20 protein-coding genes are annotated in these 23,213 nt (G+C 37.5%); 9 read left to right on the plus strand and 11 right to left on the minus strand.

The window, feature by feature from the left end:
* Nucleotides 1-146: 146 nt before the first annotated feature.
* The 3 genes from malE to malG are packed head-to-tail and all read left to right on the plus strand — an operon-like array spanning nucleotide 147 to nucleotide 3,923.
* Nucleotides 147-1,328 carry a maltose/maltodextrin ABC transporter substrate-binding protein MalE gene (gene malE / locus CIK00_RS11975; protein ID WP_101769089.1) on the plus strand — a complete coding sequence of 394 codons (1,182 nt, stop codon included), beginning with the start codon at nucleotides 147-149 and terminating at the stop codon, nucleotides 1,326-1,328.
* Between the two features lie 56 nt (nucleotides 1,329-1,384).
* Nucleotides 1,385-3,022: a maltose ABC transporter permease MalF gene (gene malF / locus CIK00_RS11980; protein WP_101769090.1), complete on the plus strand. Its 1,638-nt coding sequence runs from the start codon at nucleotides 1,385-1,387 to the stop codon at nucleotides 3,020-3,022.
* A 10-nt stretch (nucleotides 3,023-3,032) separates the two neighbouring features.
* Nucleotides 3,033-3,923: a maltose ABC transporter permease MalG gene (gene malG / locus CIK00_RS11985; RefSeq protein ID WP_101769091.1), complete on the plus strand. Its 891-nt coding sequence runs from the start codon at nucleotides 3,033-3,035 to the stop codon at nucleotides 3,921-3,923.
* Between the two features lie 152 nt (nucleotides 3,924-4,075).
* Here malG and CIK00_RS11990 read toward each other — a convergent pair whose 3' ends face one another.
* From CIK00_RS11990 to cyoA, 9 genes are all read right to left on the minus strand, one after another.
* Complete coding sequence (locus CIK00_RS11990; RefSeq protein WP_101769092.1) at nucleotides 4,076-5,743, minus strand: RluA family pseudouridine synthase; 1,668 nt, start codon at nucleotides 5,741-5,743, stop codon at nucleotides 4,076-4,078.
* Nucleotides 5,744-5,855: 112 nt separating this feature from the next.
* Nucleotides 5,856-6,356: a hypothetical protein gene (locus CIK00_RS11995; RefSeq protein ID WP_101769093.1), complete on the minus strand. Its 501-nt coding sequence runs from the start codon at nucleotides 6,354-6,356 to the stop codon at nucleotides 5,856-5,858.
* Nucleotides 6,357-6,370: 14 nt separating this feature from the next.
* Complete coding sequence (locus CIK00_RS12000; RefSeq protein ID WP_101769094.1) at nucleotides 6,371-6,874, minus strand: copper chaperone PCu(A)C; 504 nt, start codon at nucleotides 6,872-6,874, stop codon at nucleotides 6,371-6,373.
* A 9-nt stretch (nucleotides 6,875-6,883) separates the two neighbouring features.
* The gene (locus CIK00_RS12005) at nucleotides 6,884-7,504 is read right to left on the minus strand and encodes an SCO family protein (RefSeq protein WP_101769095.1); all 621 of its coding nucleotides are present in this window, start codon (nucleotides 7,502-7,504) and stop codon (nucleotides 6,884-6,886) included.
* Nucleotides 7,501-8,418: a heme o synthase gene (gene cyoE, locus CIK00_RS12010; protein WP_101769096.1), complete on the minus strand. Its 918-nt coding sequence runs from the start codon at nucleotides 8,416-8,418 to the stop codon at nucleotides 7,501-7,503. Before cyoE ends, CIK00_RS12005 begins: the two co-directional genes overlap by 4 nt.
* A 13-nt stretch (nucleotides 8,419-8,431) precedes the next feature.
* A complete protein-coding gene (gene cyoD, locus CIK00_RS12015; protein ID WP_101769097.1) occupies nucleotides 8,432-8,800 on the minus strand; it encodes a cytochrome o ubiquinol oxidase subunit IV in 369 nt (122 codons plus the stop codon).
* Nucleotides 8,800-9,444: a cytochrome o ubiquinol oxidase subunit III gene (cyoC, locus tag CIK00_RS12020; RefSeq protein ID WP_101769179.1), complete on the minus strand. Its 645-nt coding sequence runs from the start codon at nucleotides 9,442-9,444 to the stop codon at nucleotides 8,800-8,802. The genes cyoD and cyoC overlap by 1 nt, the downstream gene beginning before the upstream one ends.
* 15 nt (nucleotides 9,445-9,459) lie before the next feature.
* Nucleotides 9,460-11,544 carry a cytochrome o ubiquinol oxidase subunit I gene (gene cyoB / locus CIK00_RS12025; protein WP_101769098.1) on the minus strand — a complete coding sequence of 695 codons (2,085 nt, stop codon included), beginning with the start codon at nucleotides 11,542-11,544 and terminating at the stop codon, nucleotides 9,460-9,462.
* Entirely contained in the window at nucleotides 11,534-12,418 is an 885-nt protein-coding gene (gene cyoA, locus CIK00_RS12030; protein WP_101769099.1) for a ubiquinol oxidase subunit II, read from the minus strand. The genes cyoB and cyoA overlap by 11 nt, the downstream gene beginning before the upstream one ends.
* Before the next feature lie 918 nt (nucleotides 12,419-13,336).
* On the opposite strand from cyoA, the gene CIK00_RS12035 reads away from it, so the two are divergent.
* The 6 genes from CIK00_RS12035 (at nucleotide 13,337) to CIK00_RS12060 (ending at nucleotide 20,105) form a co-directional block, all read left to right on the plus strand.
* Nucleotides 13,337-13,771 (plus strand): DUF6789 family protein, encoded by a 435-nt coding sequence (locus CIK00_RS12035; protein WP_101769100.1) that lies wholly within the window; start codon nucleotides 13,337-13,339, stop codon nucleotides 13,769-13,771.
* A 204-nt stretch (nucleotides 13,772-13,975) separates the two neighbouring features.
* Entirely contained in the window at nucleotides 13,976-14,515 is a 540-nt protein-coding gene (locus CIK00_RS12040) for a redoxin domain-containing protein (RefSeq protein ID WP_101769101.1), read from the plus strand.
* 213 nt (nucleotides 14,516-14,728) lie between these two features.
* A complete protein-coding gene (locus CIK00_RS12045; RefSeq protein WP_101769102.1) occupies nucleotides 14,729-15,694 on the plus strand; it encodes a LacI family DNA-binding transcriptional regulator in 966 nt (321 codons plus the stop codon).
* Between the two features lie 92 nt (nucleotides 15,695-15,786).
* Nucleotides 15,787-17,520, plus strand: a complete 1,734-nt coding sequence (locus tag CIK00_RS12050) for an alpha-glucosidase (protein WP_101769103.1) — start codon at nucleotides 15,787-15,789, stop codon at nucleotides 17,518-17,520.
* A 59-nt stretch (nucleotides 17,521-17,579) separates the two neighbouring features.
* On the plus strand, nucleotides 17,580-19,202 hold the full coding sequence (locus CIK00_RS12055) for a PTS transporter subunit IIBC (RefSeq protein ID WP_101769104.1): 1,623 nt from the start codon (nucleotides 17,580-17,582) through the stop codon (nucleotides 19,200-19,202).
* Between the two features lie 90 nt (nucleotides 19,203-19,292).
* Nucleotides 19,293-20,105, plus strand: coding sequence for an endonuclease/exonuclease/phosphatase family protein (locus tag CIK00_RS12060; protein ID WP_101769105.1), 813 nt, complete (start codon nucleotides 19,293-19,295; stop codon nucleotides 20,103-20,105).
* Between the two features lie 79 nt (nucleotides 20,106-20,184).
* Here the strand turns inward: CIK00_RS12060 and CIK00_RS12065 are convergent, their stop codons facing one another.
* Nucleotides 20,185-20,793 carry a DUF3157 family protein gene (locus CIK00_RS12065; RefSeq protein WP_101769106.1) on the minus strand — a complete coding sequence of 203 codons (609 nt, stop codon included), beginning with the start codon at nucleotides 20,791-20,793 and terminating at the stop codon, nucleotides 20,185-20,187.
* A gap of 138 nt (nucleotides 20,794-20,931) precedes the next feature.
* Nucleotides 20,932-23,046: an FUSC family membrane protein gene (locus CIK00_RS12070; protein WP_233426561.1), complete on the minus strand. Its 2,115-nt coding sequence runs from the start codon at nucleotides 23,044-23,046 to the stop codon at nucleotides 20,932-20,934.
* Nucleotides 23,047-23,213 lie beyond the last annotated feature (167 nt).

Raw genomic sequence — 23,213 nt, forward strand, 5'->3', positions numbered from 1 at the left:
CTAAATTAGCAGCATCGTGTTTGAATGCGACTGAATAAGTTGTTCGAGCTTTTTTCATTATGTACACCATTTTGATATTAAGAGTATTTTATCCTATTTAGGTGTACAAGTTCATTAAGCCACAACATAATGAAGGATGTTAGATAATGACTAAGGTACTCTCTACAGTTGCTTTATGTACCATTGCGGCGTTAAGTTCATTTCATGTTTCAGCAGCTATTGAAGAAGGGCAACTGACAATTTGGGTGAATGGTGATAAAGGTTATAATGGTCTTGCTGAAGTTGGTAAGAAGTTTGAAGAAGATACCGGCGTTAAAGTAACGGTCGCATTTCCTGATAATCTTGCCGATAAATTCCCTCAAGTTGCTGCATCTGGTGATGGTCCTGATATTGTTATGTGGGCTCATGACCGTTTTGGTGGTTATGCTCAATCTGGTTTGTTACAAGAAATTAAGCCATCAGCTGAATTTAAACAGCAGTTTTCTGATTTTACGTGGGACGCTGTAAAGTCTAACGGTAAATATTATGGTTACCCAATTGCGGTTGAATCTCTTTCTTTAATTTATAATAAAAAGCTTGTGCCAAACCCACCTAAAAATTGGGAAGAAATGGCAGCTATAGATAAAAAATTAGCCAAAGAAGGTAAAAAAGCGATCATGTGGAATTTACGTGAACCGTATTTTACATGGCCTCTTTTATCTGCTGATGGCGGTTACGCTTTTAAGAAAACAGCTGATGGTTATGATGCAAAAGATGTTGGTATTAATAATGCTGGCGCGAAACGTAGTATGGCTTTTATTAAGTCATTAGTTGATCAAAAAGTAATATCACCAGATATGGATTACAGCATTTCAGAAGCTGAATTTAATAAGGGTAATGTTGCTATGACAATCAATGGCCCATGGTCATGGACGAATATTGATAAATCAGGTATTGATTATGGTGTAGCAATATTACCCATGTTTAATGGTCATCCTTCAAAATCTTTTGTTGGTGTATTAACCGCTGGTATTAGTACCGCGTCACCAAATAAAGATTTAGCGATTGAATTCCTTGAAAATTACCTATTAACCGATGAAGGTTTAGCCAAAGTTGATCATGATAAACCACTTGGTGCTGTTGCTCTAAAATCGTACCAAGCAAAAATTAGTAAAGATAGTCGTATTGCCGCTACCATGAAGAATGCAGAGCAAGGCGACATTATGCCTAATATTCCTCAAATGACTGCTTTCTGGTATGCAGAAGGTAATGCGATTCAAAATGTTGTTGATGGTCGTCAAAGTATTAAAGAAGCTTTAGACGCAGGCGAAAAACAGATACTTAAGTAATTTATTTTTTAGGGGAAGTGATTCCCCTTTATTTTATCTGAATGCAGGATATTGATATGGAATCGGTTCAAGATCTTGAGCTATTTGAATCAAAAAATAAAACATTTAAATATAAGAAAGAAATTAAGTGGTTTATTTTAGGTTTGATTGCCTTGGTAAATGGCTACGCAACAATTTTAATGTATGCGCAAGGTGAAATCGCTTTTGCATTATTAACCGTAGTACTTACCGGATTAGCGATTTATATTTTTGGTAGTAGTAAAACATATGCCCAGCGTTATATCTATCCAGGTATTGCAGGGATGATTGTATTTATTATCTTTCCATTGTTATATACCGTAAGTTTAGCGTTTACTAATTATAGTGCAACCAACCAATTAACATTGGAACGAACGCAGTCAATATTAGAGCAGCGTACATTTCAATCAGGGAAAAACTATAAGTTCAATTTATATAAAGCAGATAATGGTTATCAAATTATTATTAATGATGATGGTAAATTATTAGCTACAGGATTAATTGATTTCAATAACAAATCGGTAAAATTAAAACCAGTAGCTGAAGCTTTTGGTAATACAACCCCGATAAAAAATTATGATGAATCTTATCCTGTTGCTATTAAATTAGATGCAATTGCTCAAGCTTTTGGTAAAAAATTACCTATTAAAGATATTGTTAAAAATCGAAACCAAATATCAAAATTAAGGTTAGAGTTACCTAATGGTAAAGATATTCGAATGAGCGGGTTACGAAAATTCGCTTCTGATTATCCATTATTTACCAAGCAACCTGATAACGTTACATTACTGAATAATCAAACCGATCAGTTTTATAAACCAAATATGGAAACGGGTTTTTATCAACCAGTTGATAGTAAAGGAAACTTCATTGGTGAGTCCATTTCTCCAGGATTTGTCGTTGATGTTGGTATCGATAACTTTAAACGTGTAATCCAAGATGATGGTATTAAAGAACCATTCATTGGAATCTTTATTTGGACGATTGTATTTGCATTCTTAGCTGTTTCTTTAACGCTTATTTTAGGAATGGTCTTAGCATGTATCGTACAATGGGAACCATTAAAAGGAAGTGGTTTTTACCGTATATTATTGATATTACCTTATGCTGTGCCTTCGTTTATTTCTATATTAATATTTAAAGGTTTATTTAATCAAAGTTTTGGTGAGATAAATATGCTGTTAAGTTCTATTTTTGGAATTAAACCAGCATGGTTTTCTGACCCAGTATTAGCACGGATGATGATTGTTATTGTTAATACCTGGTTAGGTTTCCCTTATATGATGATTTTGTGTATGGGTTTATTAAAATCAATACCTGATGATTTATATGAAGCTTCAGCTATCGATGGGGCCGGTCCTATTCAGAACTTTATGAAGATCACTGTACCATCAATGATTAAGCCGTTAACACCATTATTAATTGCAGCATTTGCTTTTAACTTTAATAACTTTGTGATGATTCAGTTATTAACTGGTGGTGGTCCAAATATGATTAATACTTCAGAACCCGCAGGTTCTACTGATTTATTAGTAAGTTATACTTATCGTATTGCTTTTGAAGGTGGTGGTGGTCAAGACTTTGGTTTGGCTAGTGCAATTGCAACAATTATTTTCGTAATGGTAGCGGGTATGGCATTACTGAATTTGAAATTCACTAAGTTATCACAGGACTAAGGAGTCGGTCATGGCAATAGTTCAACCTAAATCATTAAAATATCGGTTATGGGCAACCCATGCAGTGTTATGGTTTTTTTTAGCAATTACTATTTTTCCGTTATTAATGATTATTGCAATCTCGTTTCGTGAAGGTAATTTTTCCGGGGGAGAATTAATTCCCAGTAATCCAACATTAGATCATTGGAAATTAGCATTAGGCTTTGCGGTTGAGAATGCTGATGGTTCGGTAACGCCACCTCCATTTCCAGTATTATTATGGTTATGGAACACGATTAAGGTTGCAACGATAACATCAGTGTTAATTGTTGCAATGTCGACAACCAGTGCTTATGCCTTTGCTCGATTACGCTTTAAAGGTAAAGAAAACATTTTAAAGGGAATGATGGTCTTCCAAATGTTCCCTGCAGTATTGGCATTGGTGGCGTTGTATGCATTGTTTGATCGATTAGGACAATACATTCCATTCCTTGGTTTAAATACACATGGTGGATTAATATTTGCTTATTTAGGCGGTATTGCTTTACATGTTTGGACGATTAAAGGTTACTTTGAAACTATCGATCGCTCATTGGAAGAAGCGGCAGCATTAGATGGTGCAACACCATGGCAAGCATTTAGATTAGTATTATTACCATTATCAGTACCAATTCTCGCGGTTGTCTTTATTCTTTCGTTTATTGGTGTTGTAACAGAAGTACCTGTCGCATCAACGTTATTATCGGATGTGAATAATTACACCTTGGCAGTTGGCATGCAGCAATACTTATATCCTCAAAACTACTTATGGGGTGATTTCGCGGCAGCTGCAGTACTTTCTGCATTACCTATTACGATTGTATTTTTACTTTCACAAAAGTTCCTTGTCGGTGGATTAACTTCTGGTGGTGTAAAAGGTTAATTCTAGAGTCATTAAACAAGAGTATTAGGATTAAGTTGTTTTAATTAGTCTATATCTAAAAATCCGAGAATATTTATATTCTCGGATTTTTTATAGGATATTTAAATGATAGTTGCGTTAATAGATTTAAAACATTTTGTTATCGTGTGAGCTTAAAAATCAGCATCGACTTCAAAGATCATTGGCTCGCCAGTAACGGGGTGGGTTAGGCCAAGATATTGCGCGTGTAGATGTAAGCGGTTTGCTTTTTGACCGTATAAATCATCACCGAAAATCGGCATATTCATGCCATTTTTATGAGCCGAATGAATACGTAACTGGTGAGTACGGCCTGTTTTAGGGTAATAATAAACCTTGGTTTTACCGTCTTTACGTTCGAGAACCTGCCATTTTGTGAGTGCGGGTTTACCGTATTCATAGCAGACTAATTGGCGTGGACGATCGTCTAAATCAACCCGCATCGGTAAGTTAATCTCACCGCAATCTTGTTCTACGATACCATCGAGCAGAGCCACATAACGCTTTTCTGCGGTACGGTTAATAAACTGTTGTTGTAGTGCTTTATGGGTGTCTTTAGTTAATGCAATTACAATTAGGCCTGATGTCGCCATATCTAAACGGTGGACAATTAAAGGGCTATTACTGTTAGGGAACATCGTTTGCATGCGGCTATAAACTGAATCGGTGATGGTTTTTCCAGGAACTGAAAGAAACTCTGCCGGTTTATTGATAACTACCATTGCATCGTCTTGATACACAATCTCTAGCTCTTTGCCTTCGGCTGGGTTTTGTAAGAGCGGATTAGCATCAATATCTAGTCCTGCCAGCATATGTTGAAGAATCGGTTCGCATTTGTTTTTGCAGGCTTCATAAAAGTATTTATGTTTGCGAATTTGTGCAGCCGGAGAGGCTCCCCACCAAAATTTAGCCATCGCTAACGGTGTTAAATGTTGCTTAAAAGCATACTGTAGCAATTTGACTGCTGCACAATCGCCAGCACCTTGTGGTGGCGTTTGATCTCTAAACAACGCATTGAGATCTTTTGTTTTACCATCTTGATTTAAGAATTGATATTGTGCGTAACGGTGTTGTTGTAATAATGCCGTTAAGGTTTCATATTCTGCTTTTAGAAGGGTAAGCGTAGCGGTATCAGCTTGTAATTTATCGCTAATCTCACTGAGTGTTTGTGTCCACTGCTGACGAATGGCTTTTTGTTGATGCTTATCAAACGCACTTTCACGGGCTAAACGATGGAATTCTTGGGTCATAAATTCGCTATCGTTACTTTTCTCAGCCGTTACTCGTTGTAATTTACGTTGTTTGCGCTGTTCGATCATCTGCAAGCGAAATGATTCAGAGGCTAATTCAGCGTGATCTTGAGCGACCTGATATTGTTGCTGCAACTGAATGTAACTTGGCTTGGATTCAATTGCGGTTATTTTAGTCGTCACTTCATCAATCAAAACTTGTTGAGCCTTGATCGCAGGATCGATGTTTCGATCATCAAATACCGGAGGAACAAAATGGGGTAGGTGTGTTTGATTGGCTATTTTTTCTGAAAATGCAGATAAATAACCTATTTCGCCTTGCTGGTTTTGAACTAATAAAACCCCAAACATATGACCAATCGCATCATCATTGCCTAACCCAAAATTATGTTGCCAGTGATGTTGAGTAGCGATATGTTGTTGTAATTCTTGAGCCGCTAACACACATAATGGATGGGGTGTGTAGCAAAATGGAAACGTAAAACGCTCAGGTAGCGGTAGCGTATCAATAGCGGCAATGAAGCGAGTAAAATGATGATCAGATGCGTGCATGATGGTATCTATTACGAACAAGGGCGGCGATTCTAGCATTTCTAACGTAAAAATTCGAGTTAGCGCTAGTAAACTATTTGATAACAATAAAAATAAAAAACATGATATAAGATCAATTATTGATCACTTGACGTGTCGTAACTAAACAAATATCAGGTAATTGATCAGTTAAAAAAGCCTGTTTGCCTTTAATACGTTTACTATTGAGAACATAAGTTCTGTCATTGAGTTTGCCTTGAAAATCCCATTTACTGAATGCTTCGTGGCGTGCGTCTGAGCAAGATGTTTGTAATACATAACTTTCAGTGACCGATGTATCACAACCTCCCGCTATATTTTTTACACCGTGAAAGGTGACATGGCTATCACGATCTCGATAGCTGGTTACTGCTAGCGCATTAAAGAGGTGAACATCAGTAGGCTTATCATTATAAGATAAAATGCGATGTGGATTTGTCTTTAATGTTACTTCTGCTAATTGTATTAATTCACTCGAACAAGGGCCTTGTAGATGTTTTACCACACTGTCCATTGATGTTTTGGCATTAACTGGCGCGATTAATACATTTGGTAATAAGTAGAGACTGGCAATTAAAACCTGTACACCTTTCATACACTACCCCCGCATTAATACTTTTTAATTGGCACGACTAAAAGCGGTACATCGAACTGTTTACCATTGCCTTGTTGCATGGTTACGGTGATCACTTGATTTGGTTTAAGATCTTGTTTGACACCCATAAACATCAGATGATAACCCTTACTAGCGAGTATGATGCTGCCATTAGCAGGGATCTCAAGTGCATCCACTTTACGCATTGCCATTGTATTATCTCGCATAAACATTCGATGAAATTCTGTGTGTTTAGCAATGGCAGTGCTTGCGCTAACGAGAGTGATTGCTGTATCTCCATTATTGATGATCTTCATGTAGCCAGCGCTAACACTCGCGCCTGGGATCGTGGCTTTTGCGGTTGCATTTTCAATCGTTAGTACGGCGTTTATTTTTTGAACCTCAGTGTAGTTTTGCTGAGATTGAACATGGTTGTCGGCATGAGTTACATCCGCTGCAAAAGCCGTAGCATGAAAACAACTCATTAATAATGCAAGGTACAAGGCACTTCTTTTCATTGTTATCTCCTATTTTTTAGCAATGGTTTTTTTATAAATACGTTCAATGCCCGCCGCTAATTCGACTGGGGTCGTGTTGTGGCTCATCGCTCCTACTAACTTGCCTGTGTCATCAATAATGTAGAAGCGTGAAGAGTGATCGACGGTATAGCTTAATTCAGATGATTCCATATCAACAATGTCAAAATAAACACCATATTGTTTCGTTAAAGCTTCTATTTGTTGGTTGGTACCGGTTAAGCCAATAACACGATCATCGAAGTATTTAGCGAATTTATTTAATGACACTAAATCATCGCGTTCAGGATCGACACTGACGAATAATCCTTGTACATGTTGATAGGTTGCAGGTGATAAGCGTGAAAAAGCGGCTGATAATGTTCCCATGGAAGAGGGGCAGACTTCAGCGCAGTTTAAAAAACCAAAATAGAGCACTACAATATTGCCTTTAAATTGATCAAGGCTGACATTGCCGTTAATACTGTTTAGTTCAAATGGACCGCCAAGATCTTTTAGCGGTTTTACATTCTCACCAACAGGGGTTGTGGTGTTATAAATATAGCTTCCCATTAAGGTAGCGAGAAACAGAGCGCCAAAAAGAAGCACTATTTTAGTTGGGTTTTTCGTCATGAATGAGGCTCCATTACTACGGTAGGTAATGCATTAACTTGATAGTCATCAGCAATGGTCTCAGATGAAAAATCAAGTGAAATTAACGTACAAAACACCATGATATTGAAAATGGAACATAACAGCATTTTTTTACCCCACTGAGCATTAGGGACTTTTTGATAACCCACTTTGGCAATATACAGCCAATGTAAGCTCACTAATCCCATTCCTAATGCATACCAGCTACCCGCATAACCAAGATAAGTCAGTGTTAATGCTGCCATCGCAAAGGCAATGATATAACCAATAATATGGTAACGCGCACGAGCAATACCGATTTCAACGGGTAAAACTGGAATTGAGGCTGATTTATAATCGTCGAAACGGTAAATCGCAATCGCGTATGAGTGCGGTATTTGCCATAAGCAGAATGTAATAAACAGTATTGCCGCGCCGCTATCAAATTGCCCTGTTACAGCGCAATAACCGATAACGGGAGGACAAGCTCCTGATAAGCCGCCAATTAAGGTGCCGTAAACTGATTTGCGTTTAAAATAGAGACTATATAAGCCAACGTAAACCACAAAACCAAGCACACCAAACTGAAAGGCGACGGTGGAAGTATAGTGATAAAGTGTAAAAAAACCGCCAACGCATAATACTGTTGCCCAAATTAATGCATAAGAGATGGGAACAATTTTTTTGACTAATTCACGCTCACAAGTACGTTTCATTAATTTGTCGATATCTATATCGATGACATTATTGAACACGCAGCCTGATGCAACAATCAAGGTGATACCAATACCGACAGCTAAGAGTAATACGCCATCAATATTGCCTTGAGATGCCAGTAATACACCACCGATGGCTGCAATGAGATTGCCACCGATGATGCCCGGTTTAGTCAGTTTCAGATAAGGTTTAATCATAGAACCTCCTTGATCAATGACCCATTAGCATGTTGTGGTTTAAGTGATCCATGATCCACAACGAACCTATAAGAATAATAGCCACAATAACGACCACGAATACAGCTGACGACGTATTCCACATTTGTTCCGACGAGGTGTTCATATGCAGGAAGAACACCAGTTGGACTAAGATTTGTGCAACAGCGAACACCATGATCACACCAATAATGAACTGGGTTGAACCGACGCCAGCCATGACCATAGTAAAAGGTACAATGGTTAAAATAATAGAGAACACTAGCCCTCGAACATATTCTTTTACGTTGCCGTGAGCTTGGCCACCTTGACCATGCGCCGTTGAATATTCGTTAGTCGAGTGTTGGTTAGTTGAATTGCCCATTACAATACTCCCATTAAGTAAACCACACTGAACACACAGATCCAGATAATATCAAGGAAGTGCCAGAACAAACTTAAACAGGCTAAACGTGTTTTATTCTCTGTAGAAAATCCGTCCCGTTTAAAATGGAACACCAATACAATCATCCACATTAAGCCTGCAAAAACGTGGAGTCCGTGAGTGGCGACTAAACCGTAAAATGCTGACCAGTAGGCACTACTATGAAACGTCGCGCCTTCACTACTAAAATGATAGAACTCATACAGTTCCATGATTAAAAAAGAAAAACCAAGCCCAAACGTAATGGCTAACCATTTGAACATACCTTTAATATCTTCATGGTTGGCTTTGAGCATTGCCATGCCGAATGTAAAACTACTAAACAGTAACAGTGCCGTTTCCGTTAATACAAAACCAAGATTGAACAGTTCCTTAGGTTCAATTAAGCCTGCGAAGCTATTTGAATAAACAGCGTAAACTGCAAATAAAGTACCGAATAATAAGCAGTCACTGAGGATGTAAATCCAAAAGCCAAAAATAGTATCGCCAGCATAGTCGTGATGGTCATGATCATCGAGATCATGATTGTCGGTAGACTGAGCAGGGACATTGAGATTGAAGGTGTCTTTTACTTCTGTAGTCATCATTGCTCTCGCCCCTTATGCCATGGAATCGGCTGGTTTTAGATCGGATGGATCGAAATTATCATCTTCACCATCTTTGTGTTCAGCGGTCTTCTCACCACGTGCTTTAGCAAGATGTTTACGTTCAATCGCTTCAATTTCAGAGACTTCAACATAATAATCTTTACTGCGTTGGAAGCTGTAACCAATCCAAGAAGCAATCATGCCAACAGCGCCTGCAATGACCATCCACCAGATATGCCAGATGAAAGCAAAACCAAACATTAATGAGAACATACTGATAACCACTCCTGCCCAGGTGTTCTTCGGCATGTGAATACGCTTATAAGGTTCAGGCTCTTGATAAGCTAAACCATGTTCTTTTGCGTAATGATGTTCGTCACGATCATGAATCTTAGGCAGTAATGCAAAGTTATAAAACGGTGGTGGGGATGATGTTGCCCATTCCAATGTACGGCCGTTCCATGGATCACCAGTAAGATCTAGATTCTGTTTACGATCACGAATACTGACGAATATTTGGTAGAACTGAACCGCAATACCCGCTGCAACAATACAGACACCAAAGGCTGCGACCCATAAGTAAGGTGCCCATTCTGGATTCTCCGCAACATTTAGACGTCGAGTCATACCGTTAAAACCAAGAACATACACTGGCATAAAGGCGACGAAGAAACCGACAGTCCAAAGCGCACATGAGAGCTTACCTAGACGTTCATCAAGGGTGAATCCTGTGGCTTTCGGGAACCAGTAAGTAAGTCCGGCAAAGTAACCAAAGAGCGCGCCACCGATAATCACGTTATGGAAGTGGGCAATAACGAATAAGCTGTTGTGTAGTACAAAGTTAGCCGCAGGGATTGCAAGCATTACTCCCGTCATACCACCAATGGTAAAGGTGATCAGAAAGGCAATTGTCCACCACATGCTGGCACTGAACTCGACTCGTCCTTTATACATGGTAAACAACCAGTTAAAGATTTTAACTCCGGTTGGAATTGAGATAATCATGGTTGCAATGCCAAAGAAGGCGTTAACACTTGCGCCTGCGCCCATGGTAAAGAAGTGATGCAGCCAAACGATAAATGACAACACCATAATTACCATTGTTGCCCACACTAATGATGTGTAACCAAATAGACGTTTACGTGAGAACGTGGCTGTAATTTCAGAGAAAATACCGAAAGCAGGCAGCACCAGAATATAAACTTCAGGGTGACCCCATGCCCAGATTAGGTTGACGTACATCATTTGGTTACCACCCATATCAGTAGTAAAGAAATGAGTACCAACATAACGATCGAGTGTTAGCAGAGTTAAGGTAACCGTTAAAATAGGGAAGGCAAGTACAATCAGTGCGTTGGCACACAGTGATGTCCATGTAAACACGGGCATTTGCATCATTTTCATGCCAGGTGCACGCATGCGAAGGATGGTAACAACAAAGTTAATCCCCGTTAGCAGTGTACCTATACCTGATATTTGCAGTGACCATAACCAATAATCAACCCCGACCCAAGGATTAGCATCCATACCTGAAAGTGGCGGGTAGGCTAACCAGCCTGTTGCTGCAAACTCACCAACAAAAAGGGACATGTTAATTAGAATAACGCCAACAACGAAGAGCCAAAAACTCAAGGAATTTAAAAAGGGAAAGGCAACATCGCGAGCACCTATCTGCAATGGCACGATAATATTCATTAGACCCACTACAAATGGCATCGCAACGAAGAAAATCATGATCACGCCATGAGCGGTAAAGACTTGGTCATAGTGTTCTGGTGGCAGATAACTGGCATCAATGGTAGAAGCTGCTTGTTGGGATCGCATTAATATCGCATCAGAAAAACCACGTACGAGCATCACCATTGATACGATGATATACATAATACCTATCTTTTTATGATCGACAGAGGTAAACCATTCACTCCATAAGTAGTGCCATTTTCTTTGATATGTAATTAAGCCTAATAGCCCTAATCCACCAAGCACTACGGCCATCATGACAGGAAAAACGACTGGATCGGTAAAGGGAATAACATCCCAATTTAATTTGCCGAAAACCGGATCCACTTCAGCGTATACATTCCCTTTATAAGCCATTTTGGACTCCTGCGTGTTTCTCAATAATGTCTTTAAATTTCAGCGGAGCAACAGAAGCAAAGTATGTCACTGGATGTGGCGCAGTAATTTGCTCGTTAGCATTGGCCGTGAGTTGATCGTAGCTATTATTATTTAAAATTTTCTCAGAGGTTTTGACTTTTTTTACCCATTGTTCAAAATCAACAGCTTTAACAGCATGGGCTTTAAATCGCATGTTAGAAAAGCCATAACCACTGTAATTGGCTGATATACCGCGATAACTGCCTTCTTCTTTAGCCATAAGATTTAAACGGTTTTCCATCCCCGCCATTGCGTAAACTTGGCTGCCGAGCTGTGGAATAAAAAAGGAGTTCATGGCGGTATCTGAAGTGACTAAAAATTTAACGGGGCGGTTAACGGGTAGTGCTATTTCATTGATTGTGGCAATTTGTTGTTCTGGATAAATAAACAGCCATTTCCAATTCATAGCAACTACTTGAATGGTTAATGGTTCTTGATCGGAAACAATCTCTTTTCTTGGGTCAAGTGAGTAAGAGGTTTGATAGGTGATCCACCCTAATGCTAAAACGATTAAGCAGGGGACAGTCCATACAACCACTTCTATTTTGGTTGAATGCTCCCATTCTGGTGTGTATTCAGCCTCTTTGTTGCTCTGACGGTATTTATAAGGAAAATAAATCGCCATAAATAAAACAGGCACGATAATGATTGCCATCAGAAGAACGGATGTAATGATTAATGATGATTGGGCTTCACCAATGCTGCCTTTTGAGTCAAAGAGCACCATGTTACTGCTGGCAAAGAGTACCACTAAAAATAATGTTGAGAGTAATGTAAGTAGGATGATCATCTTCTTACTTTGAATTATTTTCATTTTTCCTCCGTGAACTTGATTACTCATAACAAACAAAAGTAATAATCGTTACTGGATAACAATTATTTTGTTAGCTAATGTTTACTTATTTGTAATTATCCTATCATTCCAAATGATGAAAAATAACGCTCTGATATATAATATTTTATTGTATTTAAGTAACAAAAAAGTATCAAAAAGCTATTTTATTGTCATGTTTAGTATGTTAAATGAATAAATGTTGCTGCGTTGTAAATTTAATTACTCTATTCTTGATCAAATCAAGCAAGTAATAAAACGCTTATTTCATTAGAATGTATTAAAAATGTTAAAAGTTGAACATGAGTTATACTTTTTAGAATAAATTGTATGATTGTGAAGTAAGTTATTTTTTGTGTGGTCAAAAAAAAGCAAAAATTAAATCTAAAATGAACTGTTTAGTTTAAAAGTGTTGACAAATTATTACCTATAGATTAAATTAAACTGAAAGGTTTAGTTCAATTTGTGGGTTTATAGATTTGTCTGTTTTGTATTCGTAAATGCAGTAATAAACACGTTCTACTCGATTGTTTAATCGTTAATGAGATTAGGCGTTATATAAATATTATTAATATATAGTGTTATTTTATATTAGTGATGTTTTTTAATGTAATCCATCTTGAAAAAAGTTGTACGTTTAAATCGTAGGGTATGAATGAAATATATTATGATTATTAGTTGAATATGAGAAGAGATAATGATGTTTAATATTAGCTAACTAAGATTCATCTGTTTATTTTTTGAGAGTATCTTTTTATAATCAATTCTCAAAAGTATATTTATGAAATCTTAGCAATCACTTTAGTATTATTTTTATGCTTAATTTAATAGAGATTCAAATTGAATAAGTCACTATACTTATCAAGTTCTACGACAATTAAGCATAATAATGGAGGCTGTATGTCGAATAGTATTTTTAATGCAAGTAATGTAGTTAAAGCTTTAATTGGTGGTTTTCTTGGTACACTAGCTTTTACCTTAATGGGTAAGTTTGTTGCACCGCACCTTATCGGACATTCTATGGATGTGGCTGCTATTATTGCCCACATGCTAGGAACGTCTGATAGTGTCGGTCTAATGATGCACTTTATGGTTGGTACAATTGTATTTCCTATTGCTTACTTACTAATTGGGTATAAATATTTACCAGGTCCTGGTTGGTTACGTGGTATTGTATTTTTAATTCCAGTTTATCTTGTTGCGATGACCGTTGTTATGCCAATGGCTGGTAAAGGAATGTTTTTTAATAGCGTTCCTATGTCAATGGTTGCTTTAATGGGACATATGGTTTTCGGTCTTATTCTAGGACTAGTTGTTGGTACGCCTAAAAAATAAGTAATAAACAGTAATAGTTGTTATTAATACTATATCTATTATTAATAATAACTTGTCTGCTTATTCCTTTTTTACATAAATATTAAATCATTATCTTTGTTATTAGCGTTCATGTTTAATAATATCCATTTTCATTTGAATATATAAACATGCTTGTTACAAAGAAATGGCACATATATTAATGATCTCTAACGAGGATTCAATATGACGACTTCAATAAAACTTAATGCGGGTGATTTATTCCCAGAAATGCAAGTGACATTACTGGATGGTTCATCTGTTACTTTAGGTAAGCCACAAGGTAATGCAACATGGCAAGCGGTATTTGTTTATCGAGGTAAACATTGTCCGTTGTGTACAAAATATCTTAATGAATTAGAAAGCTATAAACAAAAGTTGTTAGATTCAGGCGTTGAAATTATTGCTGTTTCTGCTGACTCAAAACAACAGTTAGAAGAGCATATTGAAAAATTAACGATCAGTTTCCCTATTGCTTACGGTTTAACTGAGCAACAAATGCAAACATTGGGATTATATATTTCGATTCCACGCTCAGAGGAGGAAACCGATCATAATTTCTCTGAGCCTGCATTATTTGTTATTAATGAAAATGGTGGATTGCAGATTGTTGATCTATCGAATAATCCATTTGTTCGACCAGAATTAGAATCATTAGTAAATGGTATTGGATGGATCCGTAATCCAGACAATAACTATCCTATTCGTGGTACGTTTAAGTACTAAGAATAAAAAACACCAGCCCAACAAAGGCTGGTGTTTTTCTATTGGTAACAAAAAGAGGGGAATATATTGCTAAATCTTTACAATTTTACTGTTGTTATTGAATGGAACTCACCATAGTTTTATTACTTTTCAATAGATTAACGTTAGTGCTGTATTCTTTGTCAATATATTGGGTACTATAGTAATAATATTGATTATTGTAGTGAAAGTGTTATGGCGCAAAAAATGACGATGGCTGATATTTCAAAGCAGCTTGGAATATCTAAAATGACAGTGTCACGTTATTTTAATAGTGGTTATGTATCAGAAGAAAATCGCATTAAAATTGATGCGATCGTAAAAGAAAATCATTATACCCCGAATAAATTTGCACGCTCTATTCGTAGTCAATCTAATATTATTGGTTTTATTGCACCGCGTATTGAATCTTACACGACTAGCTTAGTGATTAAAGGGGCGTTAGCGGCGGCAAATGAATCTAATGCTCGAATGTTATTTCATGCGACAGGGTTTAGTCATGAATCTGAGCGCCAAGCTGTAAGCGAGTTCAATGGCCTTAATGCATTGGGGACGATTGTTATTGCTTCAAAGCACAGTATCGAAGAACCTTTTTATAAAGGGCTAGAAAATTTAATCTTTATTGGAAAGCAAATTTCTGATCATTGTTGCTTATATTATCCCGAACAAGCAGCGATAACGGCACTCGTTTCTCATACCATTCATCAGTTACAACAACAGCAAGCTCCCTTTACGGCCATCCATTATATTTATGATGCGCGTATGCTTTCATTACGTACCCAACTGATGCAAACCACGATTAATCATATTGCTCCAGCTTTACCTCTTTCTTTACAAGCATTAGCTGATTCTGAACAAAAAGAAGCTTATCAAACGGTTACACTACAACCTAATCAAGTTTATTTTTGCGCTACTGACAATATTGCTATTCGTTTGTATCGTCTTGCAAAAGAACAACACCTAAAAATAGGCCATGATATTTGGATTGTAGGCATTGGTGATTATGACTATAGCGACTTATTAGTGCCAAGTTTAACAACGGTAGCATTTAATTATTATCAAATGGGCTATCAGGCAGTGAAGAAGCTAATCAAGCGTGATTCAAGTTCTTGTGAAGGTCAATTTGAGTTAAAAATTAGAGAAAGCTCTCAATTCATTTAAAAACCTTTTGCATATCACTACATTCGATCTTACCGTATGTGTTATCGGTAACACATACAAATATGCAGTATATGTTTAGTAAGGTTAAATGGATGAATCACCTCAATAATACGTCAGCAACATCACTTGCGTGGTGGAAAGCAGCGACTGCTTATCAAATATACCCTCGTAGTTTTTTTGACAGCAACCAAGATGGTATTGGTGATATTGCTGGCATTATTACCAAACTGGATTACTTAGCTGAACTTGGTATTGATTTAGTATGGATTTGTCCATTTTATCAATCACCTAATGATGACAATGGTTACGATATTAGTGACTACCAAGCTATTCACCCAGATTTCGGTAGCCTTGCCGATGTTGATCGTTTAATCAGTGCTGCACATGAGCGCGGTATTCGTATCATCATGGATTTAGTGATTAACCATACCAGTGACGAGCATCCATGGTTTATTGAATCACGCCAAAGCAAAACTAATCCTAAGCGTGATTGGTATATTTGGCGCGATGGTAGTGCTCCAACCCCGACAAGTCCTACCAATGATCCTAATAATTGGGAAAGTATATTTCATGGCAGTGCGTGGCAATATGATGCTGCTACTGCGCAATATTACCTACATCTATTCTCTAAAAAACAGCCCGATCTTAATTGGCAAAATCCTGAAGTAAAACAAGCACTATTTAGCATGATCCATTGGTGGCTAGCGCGTGGTATTGATGGATTTCGAGTAGATGCCATTAGTCATATTCAAAAGCAACCTAATCTACCATCATTACCTAACCCTAATGGTGATGATTATGTGTCTTCGTTTGATTACCACATGAATGTTGATGGTATTGAGCAGCACTTATATGAACTGCGAGACCAAGCTTTTGCTCCCTTTGATATTGTCACTGTCGGTGAAGCTAATGGGGTAGCGGCACAAGATGCGTTAACGTGGGTTGCTGAACCCACTGAAAACGATAAAGGTGGCGTCTTTAATATGATTTTTCAATTTGAACACATGAAGTTGTGGTCGGAAGAGCAAAATGGTAAGCAGTTTGATGTGGTGGAATTTAAGCAAATTTTAACCCGCTGGCAAAATGCGTTAGAAGGTAAAGGCTGGAATGCTTTATATCTCGAAAATCACGATCAAGCCCGTAGTATTAATACGTTTGCTAATCCTAATTATTGGTATGGCAGTGCCACCGCATTAGCCGCCTGTTATTTTCTAATGAAAGGCACGCCATTTATTTACCAAGGCCAAGAAATTGGCATCGTTAATCATACGTTTACTGCGTTAGATGATTTTAATGATGTGTCGGCTAAAAATTTAATCATTAAATTACAACAGCAAGGAAAAACAGATCAACAAATATTAGATCTGCTAAATCAAGTCTCGCGTGATCATAGCCGTTTACCTATGCAGTGGAATAGTAGTGTTTTTGGTGGGTTTTCAGAGGTGACACCATGGCTGGTTGTTAACCCTAATTACACCGATATTAATGTTGAACAACAACAGCGCGACCCGCACTCGATTTTACAGTTTTATAAACAGTTAATCGCCCTTCGAAAAAATAACCCAAGTTTGATTACAGGTCGTTATCAATTATTACTAGAAAACGATATCAATATTTATGCTTATCAACGTATTGAATCAGATCGAACGTGGACGATTATTACGAATTTAAGTGATCACGATACCAACGTTGATCTTGATGTTACTCAGCTAGGGGAACTCATTCTCGATAATCAAACGCCAAATAATGACACCACCTGTAGTGACTTTATGACCACACAATTAGCACCAGCTTATGCCGCTTATGTGTTTGTGAAAAAACAATAGTTATATTTATGGCAGGTCAGTGATGACGTTAACCTGCCTTCTCAATCAAGGACATCGTTATGAGTAAATTGCTTTCGTTTGATTTTTGGCAACGATTTGGTAAATCACTGATCGTTGTGATCGCAGTAATGCCAGCCGCCGGTATTATGATTTCGCTGGGTAAAGTGGTTGCTATGTATGCTGGTGGCATTGGTGCTATCGAAACTATTGGCCATATCATGGAAAATATTGGCTGGGGCGTAATTGTTAACTTACACCTGTTATTTGCCGTTGCGATTGGTGGTTCATGGGCCAAAGAGCGGGCGGGTGGTGCATTTGCAGCCGTGATTGCTTTTATACTGATTAACCGCACCACGGGGGTTATTTTCGGTGTAAGTAGCGGCATGATGAATGATCCTCATGCTACTGTCATGAGTCTATTTGGTTCTGAGTTGCCTGTATCTCAATTTTTCACAACAATTTTAGGCGCGCCAACACTCAATATGGGCGTATTTATTGGCATTATATCAGGATATCTTGGGGCTAATTTATATAACCGTTACTATGATTACTCGCGTTTACCAGAAGCGTTAGCGTTCTTTAACGGCAAACGTTTTGTTCCTTTTATGGTGATTATTTATTCAGTGATTATCGCGTTTGTTCTCGCGGTTATCTGGCCATTAGTACAAGGTGCATTAAATGAATTTGGACAGTGGATCGCAAATTCAAAAGATAGCGCACCGATTGTTGCTCCGTTTGTTTATGGCACCTTAGAGCGTTTATTGCTGCCTTTTGGTTTACACCATACGTTAACAATTCCTATGAATTATACCGAACTGGGTGGAACATATCAGTTATTAACCGGACCAAGTGCGGGTTCAAGTGTTTATGGTCAAGATCCATTATGGCTTGCATGGGTGAGTGATTTAAATAACCTTAAATTAACCGATCCAGCGGCTTATCAACATCTATTGGCGACGGTTCATCCTGCGCGCTTTAAAGCGGGTCAAGTGATCATTGCAGCGTCTTCTTTAATTGGTATTGGTCTTGCGATGTACCATTGTGTTGATAGTGATAAGCGTCTGCAATATAAGCCAATGTTCTTCTCAGCGTGTTTAGCTGTATTGCTAACGGGTGTCACTGAGCCGATTGAATTTATGTTCATGTTTGTTGCACCGGTATTGTATGTAGCACATGCAATATTAACCGGATTGGCTTTTGCGCTGGTGGATTTGATTGATTTACGTGTGCATGCTTTTGGTCTGATTGAACTGATTACACGTGTTCCGATGATGATTTCTGCGGGCATTGGTGGCGACTTGATTAGCTTTGTGATGGTGTGTATTGCCTTCTTTTCGATCAACTATGCGTTATTCCGTTTGCTTATTATTAAATTTAATCTACCAACCCCTGGACGTGCTGGTAATTATATTGATGAAAAAGCAGAAGGGATGTCACAAGACGACAAGCTTGAAATCATTATTCAAAATTTAGGGGGTCGTGAAAATATCGCAGAGATTGATGCTTGTATGACACGTCTACGGATTACAGTTAAAGATCCAGCATTAGTGGCTGACTATACATTATGGAAGTCAACCGGTGCGTTAGGATTGGTCATTAAAGATCAAGGGGTTCAAGCTATTTATGGCCCAGGTGTTGATGTGATTAAATCTGCATTAATTGATAAGTTTGCGATGGCTTAACGAGTTGTTGTAACAAATGACATTATTGATAAGCGTAGTGGAAATGCTACGCTTTTTTATCTCAATACATCATTAGTAAGTGAATGATTTATGAAGTTATTGACATTAAATACTCACAGTTGGCAAGAACAATATCAATTACAAAAATTAGCCATCGTCGCTCAAGCTATTATTGATCAAGATTGTGATGTTATTGCATTACAAGAGGTTAACCAACACCATCTTAGCGCTGTTGTAAATGAACAGATATGCGGTAATCATCCCGTACACAGCGATAATTATGGCTATTTATTACAGCAAAAATTAGCCGAATTGGGGCATGATTATCAGCTAACATGGGATTTTGTTCATCAAAGTTATGACGTTTATCAAGAAGGATTGGCTTTTTTAACCCGCTTACCCATTATTGAGCATCAAGTGATCGATTTAAGTGATCATTATGATGTCAGTAATTGGAAACATCGTCGCGCTGTACGTATTAAAGTGGCTTACAAACAACAAGAGTTGGATTTTTATAATTGCCATTGCGGCTGGTGGAATGATGAACAAGGTTCGTTTGCTGATCATTTAAATCGAATTACAGCGACGTTATCATCGCGATTGAGCTTCTTATTAGGTGATTTTAATAACCCTAGTCATCTTCGCGATCAAGGTTATGATTATGCGTTACAACGTCACTTATTTGATTGTTATACCATGGCAAAAACGAAAGATACAGGTATAACCGTTGTTAAAAATATTGATGGCTGGCAGCAAAATAACCAATTATTACGGTTAGATTATATCTTTAGTAATCAACAAGTTTCAGTAAAGCAGCATCAAACGATCTTTAATGGTGATTTTTATGATGTGGTGTCAGATCACTTTGGCATTATTACTGAAATTAGCATTAGCAGTGAATAGATTGTCAGATATATCATAATTAGTGACTAAAAAGCTCAAATTTAAACCATGATTTGAGCTTTTTATTGTAATTTTATGGTTATCTCATATCAACATCAGTGATTTCAGCATCAATAAAGTAACGTTCAGCTTTAGGTACATCAAAGGTGATCGGTTTGCCTTGATGTTGTGTCTTCGGACGGAAATAGGTATCTGGCATACGGTTAATTGAGCGCCATACTATGAACTCGTCTGTGGCTATTGTTTGGCCGTCACTATTACTTAAACGCACTTTCATGGTGACATTAACCACTGATTTTGAACTTTGGTTTGTCATCATGGTTGGAATAATCAGTGTGCCATCTTCGTAATGTGCTGCCGTTAACAGTACATCCATACCACTGTCACTGAGTTGTTGAATGGCTTTTGTGGTTCCTAATTCAACGTCAACACCTTTGGGGGCGCTAATAATGGGAATCGCTACCGCTGATGTTGCGATAACGGGAATCGCTGTTGCTGTTGCTGTTGTTGTTTTGAGAGTAGGGTTGGTGGCTGAGTTATTAGTTTGTGCTTTATATTGCCAAGTAAAGTTATCATGCAGAATAACTTGGCGTCCATCTTTAAGCGTGATGGTTTGATCCGCAGCCCATACTGAACTGGAAGCGATTAAAGCAATAACAATACCGCACAGTTGCGTTTTTTTTAGCATTATTCTGTCCTTAACTTCTGATGCTATTAAGGGCGCAATTCTAACAGCTTATCGTTAAATAACGCTATTAAACCAGCACTATGGCTGGTTTAATAGCGAAATAACGTACTGTTATTATGAATAATGACGCCACAATTATTATTGTGCTTGATGGTCGATGGCATTAAGAAATAAGGCAATTTCTTTTGCTAGTAATGCGATTAACTGATTGTTATCAAGCCGATATATTTCATCTTCAATGTAAGTAAATGATTGATAAATAAGTTGTTCTTGTTTAGAAATATGTTTGAATAACTCAGTATGATTTAATGTTTGTTGTAATAGTTGTTGAAGTTGTATTAATGAATGTGTTGCACTTTTTATTTCAGATTCTATTTGATCGTTGAGTGTTATTTGTTCTTTATTTTCATTGATTTGCGTTAATATTCGTAAAATAATATTAGAACTACGGCTACAAAGAAGAATGTGTTCACTGGTTTGTGAATTACGTTGTGGTTCGCCTAAATATCCCATCCAGTGATCAAATAAGTTGGTATCGTAGACAACACAATCTTGGAAATGATGTTGTAATTTCTCGCTGTGCTGTGGATCTTTATTTGATAAGTAAAGATGAAAGCTAATCAAGTAATCAGTATAACCCTTGATAGTGGCTGAGAGTTGAGTCGGAAATGATTTCTTTTGCCAGCCAGGAGTGAGAATAAACACAAAGATGAGAGGAATAAATACCCCTAATACGGTGTTATCTAACCGTGGCAGCATGATGTTATCTCCCTGCCCATTAAGCGAGAAACCCGCAAATACAAACAAGGTAACGAAGAAGACCGCAAACCCATAATGACGCGCGGAAGTATGAAAAAATAGGACAGCGGCAATACAGAAGACAAAGGGTAAAATATCCATTGATACTTGAAAGTGCAGTAAACCGCCGACCATGATTAATCCACAAATGGTTCCGGTAAGACGCTGTAACAATCGCGTCCATGTCATGGATAAATTTGGACGTAATATTAATAAGCTGGTCATTAATGTCCAAAAGCCAAAATCAAGATTCAACGAACGAACAACAATAATACCAGTGGTAAGGCTCAATGTTCCACGCAGTGCGTGACGGAAGTAACTTGATTTCAGTGTCATTTGGCTGATGAGTTTTGAAACAATATCATTCCATTTCCACGTTAAAACAATGGGTTTAGAGATGATTTGATTTGTTATCGTTACTGATGTTGATTCGTTTTTAAGTTCTTGTAATAAAAGATAAATAATATCTAATTTATTAATAAATGAATGTGCTGTAATGGCTTCACTTTGTGCTTCTGCTGCTACCTGATATTGGCGTAATGTTTTAAAGTCAATTTCTGGCAGGTGTAAATGGTGTACATTATTGACAGTAACTTGCGCTAAATACTGACTAATTTGTTGATCTGCATGGTGAATACTGTCTAACCATTGTTGACTATGTTGTTTTAACAATGGTGTTGAAGTGAAATACATTAAACGTGTTTGTTCATTAATACGCTCTGCTATTTTTAAAAACCGGTAAATATCTTGTAGCTTGGCGCTGTCTTCACCACAACAAAATTGCTGATGAATACGGTATTCAAGAGTATGAGATAAAGTCGCTATTTGTGAGCGAAACTGGGCTGATTTAATAAATAACTGGTTTTTATCTGTAGCAAAGATGAATGCTTGATCGTGAAGCATCAGCTTTTTCGCTAACTTTTGATAAAGGTCCGATAAAATATCTTTTGATTCTTGATTTGGAAGAAAATAGATTGCTAATGCCTGCCAGAAAATATACCACACCGCACCTCCTGTTAGCCAAAGGGGTACTAGCCATACTGGACGTCCTTCTAAGTGTAATAACATCGCGTAAATAGCCAATAGAATCGCAGAGAACCCAATAGCCCCTAACCGAGGTGTTAATACTGCGAGCATAAACAGTGCAAAGCTGACTATTGCCAATGAAGTTACAAATAATAACGAATGTGGAAAGACAACTTCGATGCCTAAACTGATAAAGAAAAAGAGGGGCAAGGCGATCATAAAATCAAAAATGCGGTATTTTGTCACGCTAGAAGTATCAGCAAAGCCACAGCTAATACTACCAAGTGAGAAAGCAATCCCCATGGTGACATGGCCCATTAAAAATAATGGAATAGAGCAGCTTACAAAGCTAAGCGCTGCAATATTGGTTCTTAAATTGAAAAAAGTTCGTAATGATGGATAACGAAGTAAAACATTTGATTGAATCATTGTCTGCACGATAGTTAAGAAGAAACACGTATTGCTCTAATTTATCGTTTGTTGGTATGTTTTTCCAGTGTGATGAACGATTTTTTAGTTATGGTGCTTAATGTTGTTGAAAAGTAATAATCAAAATAGAAACAATACATAAAAAAATGTTCATTTTGCAATTCGAA

It is taken from the genome of Photobacterium carnosum (assembly GCF_002849605.1).
Taxonomy (GTDB): Bacteria; Pseudomonadota; Gammaproteobacteria; order Enterobacterales; family Vibrionaceae; genus Photobacterium; species Photobacterium carnosum.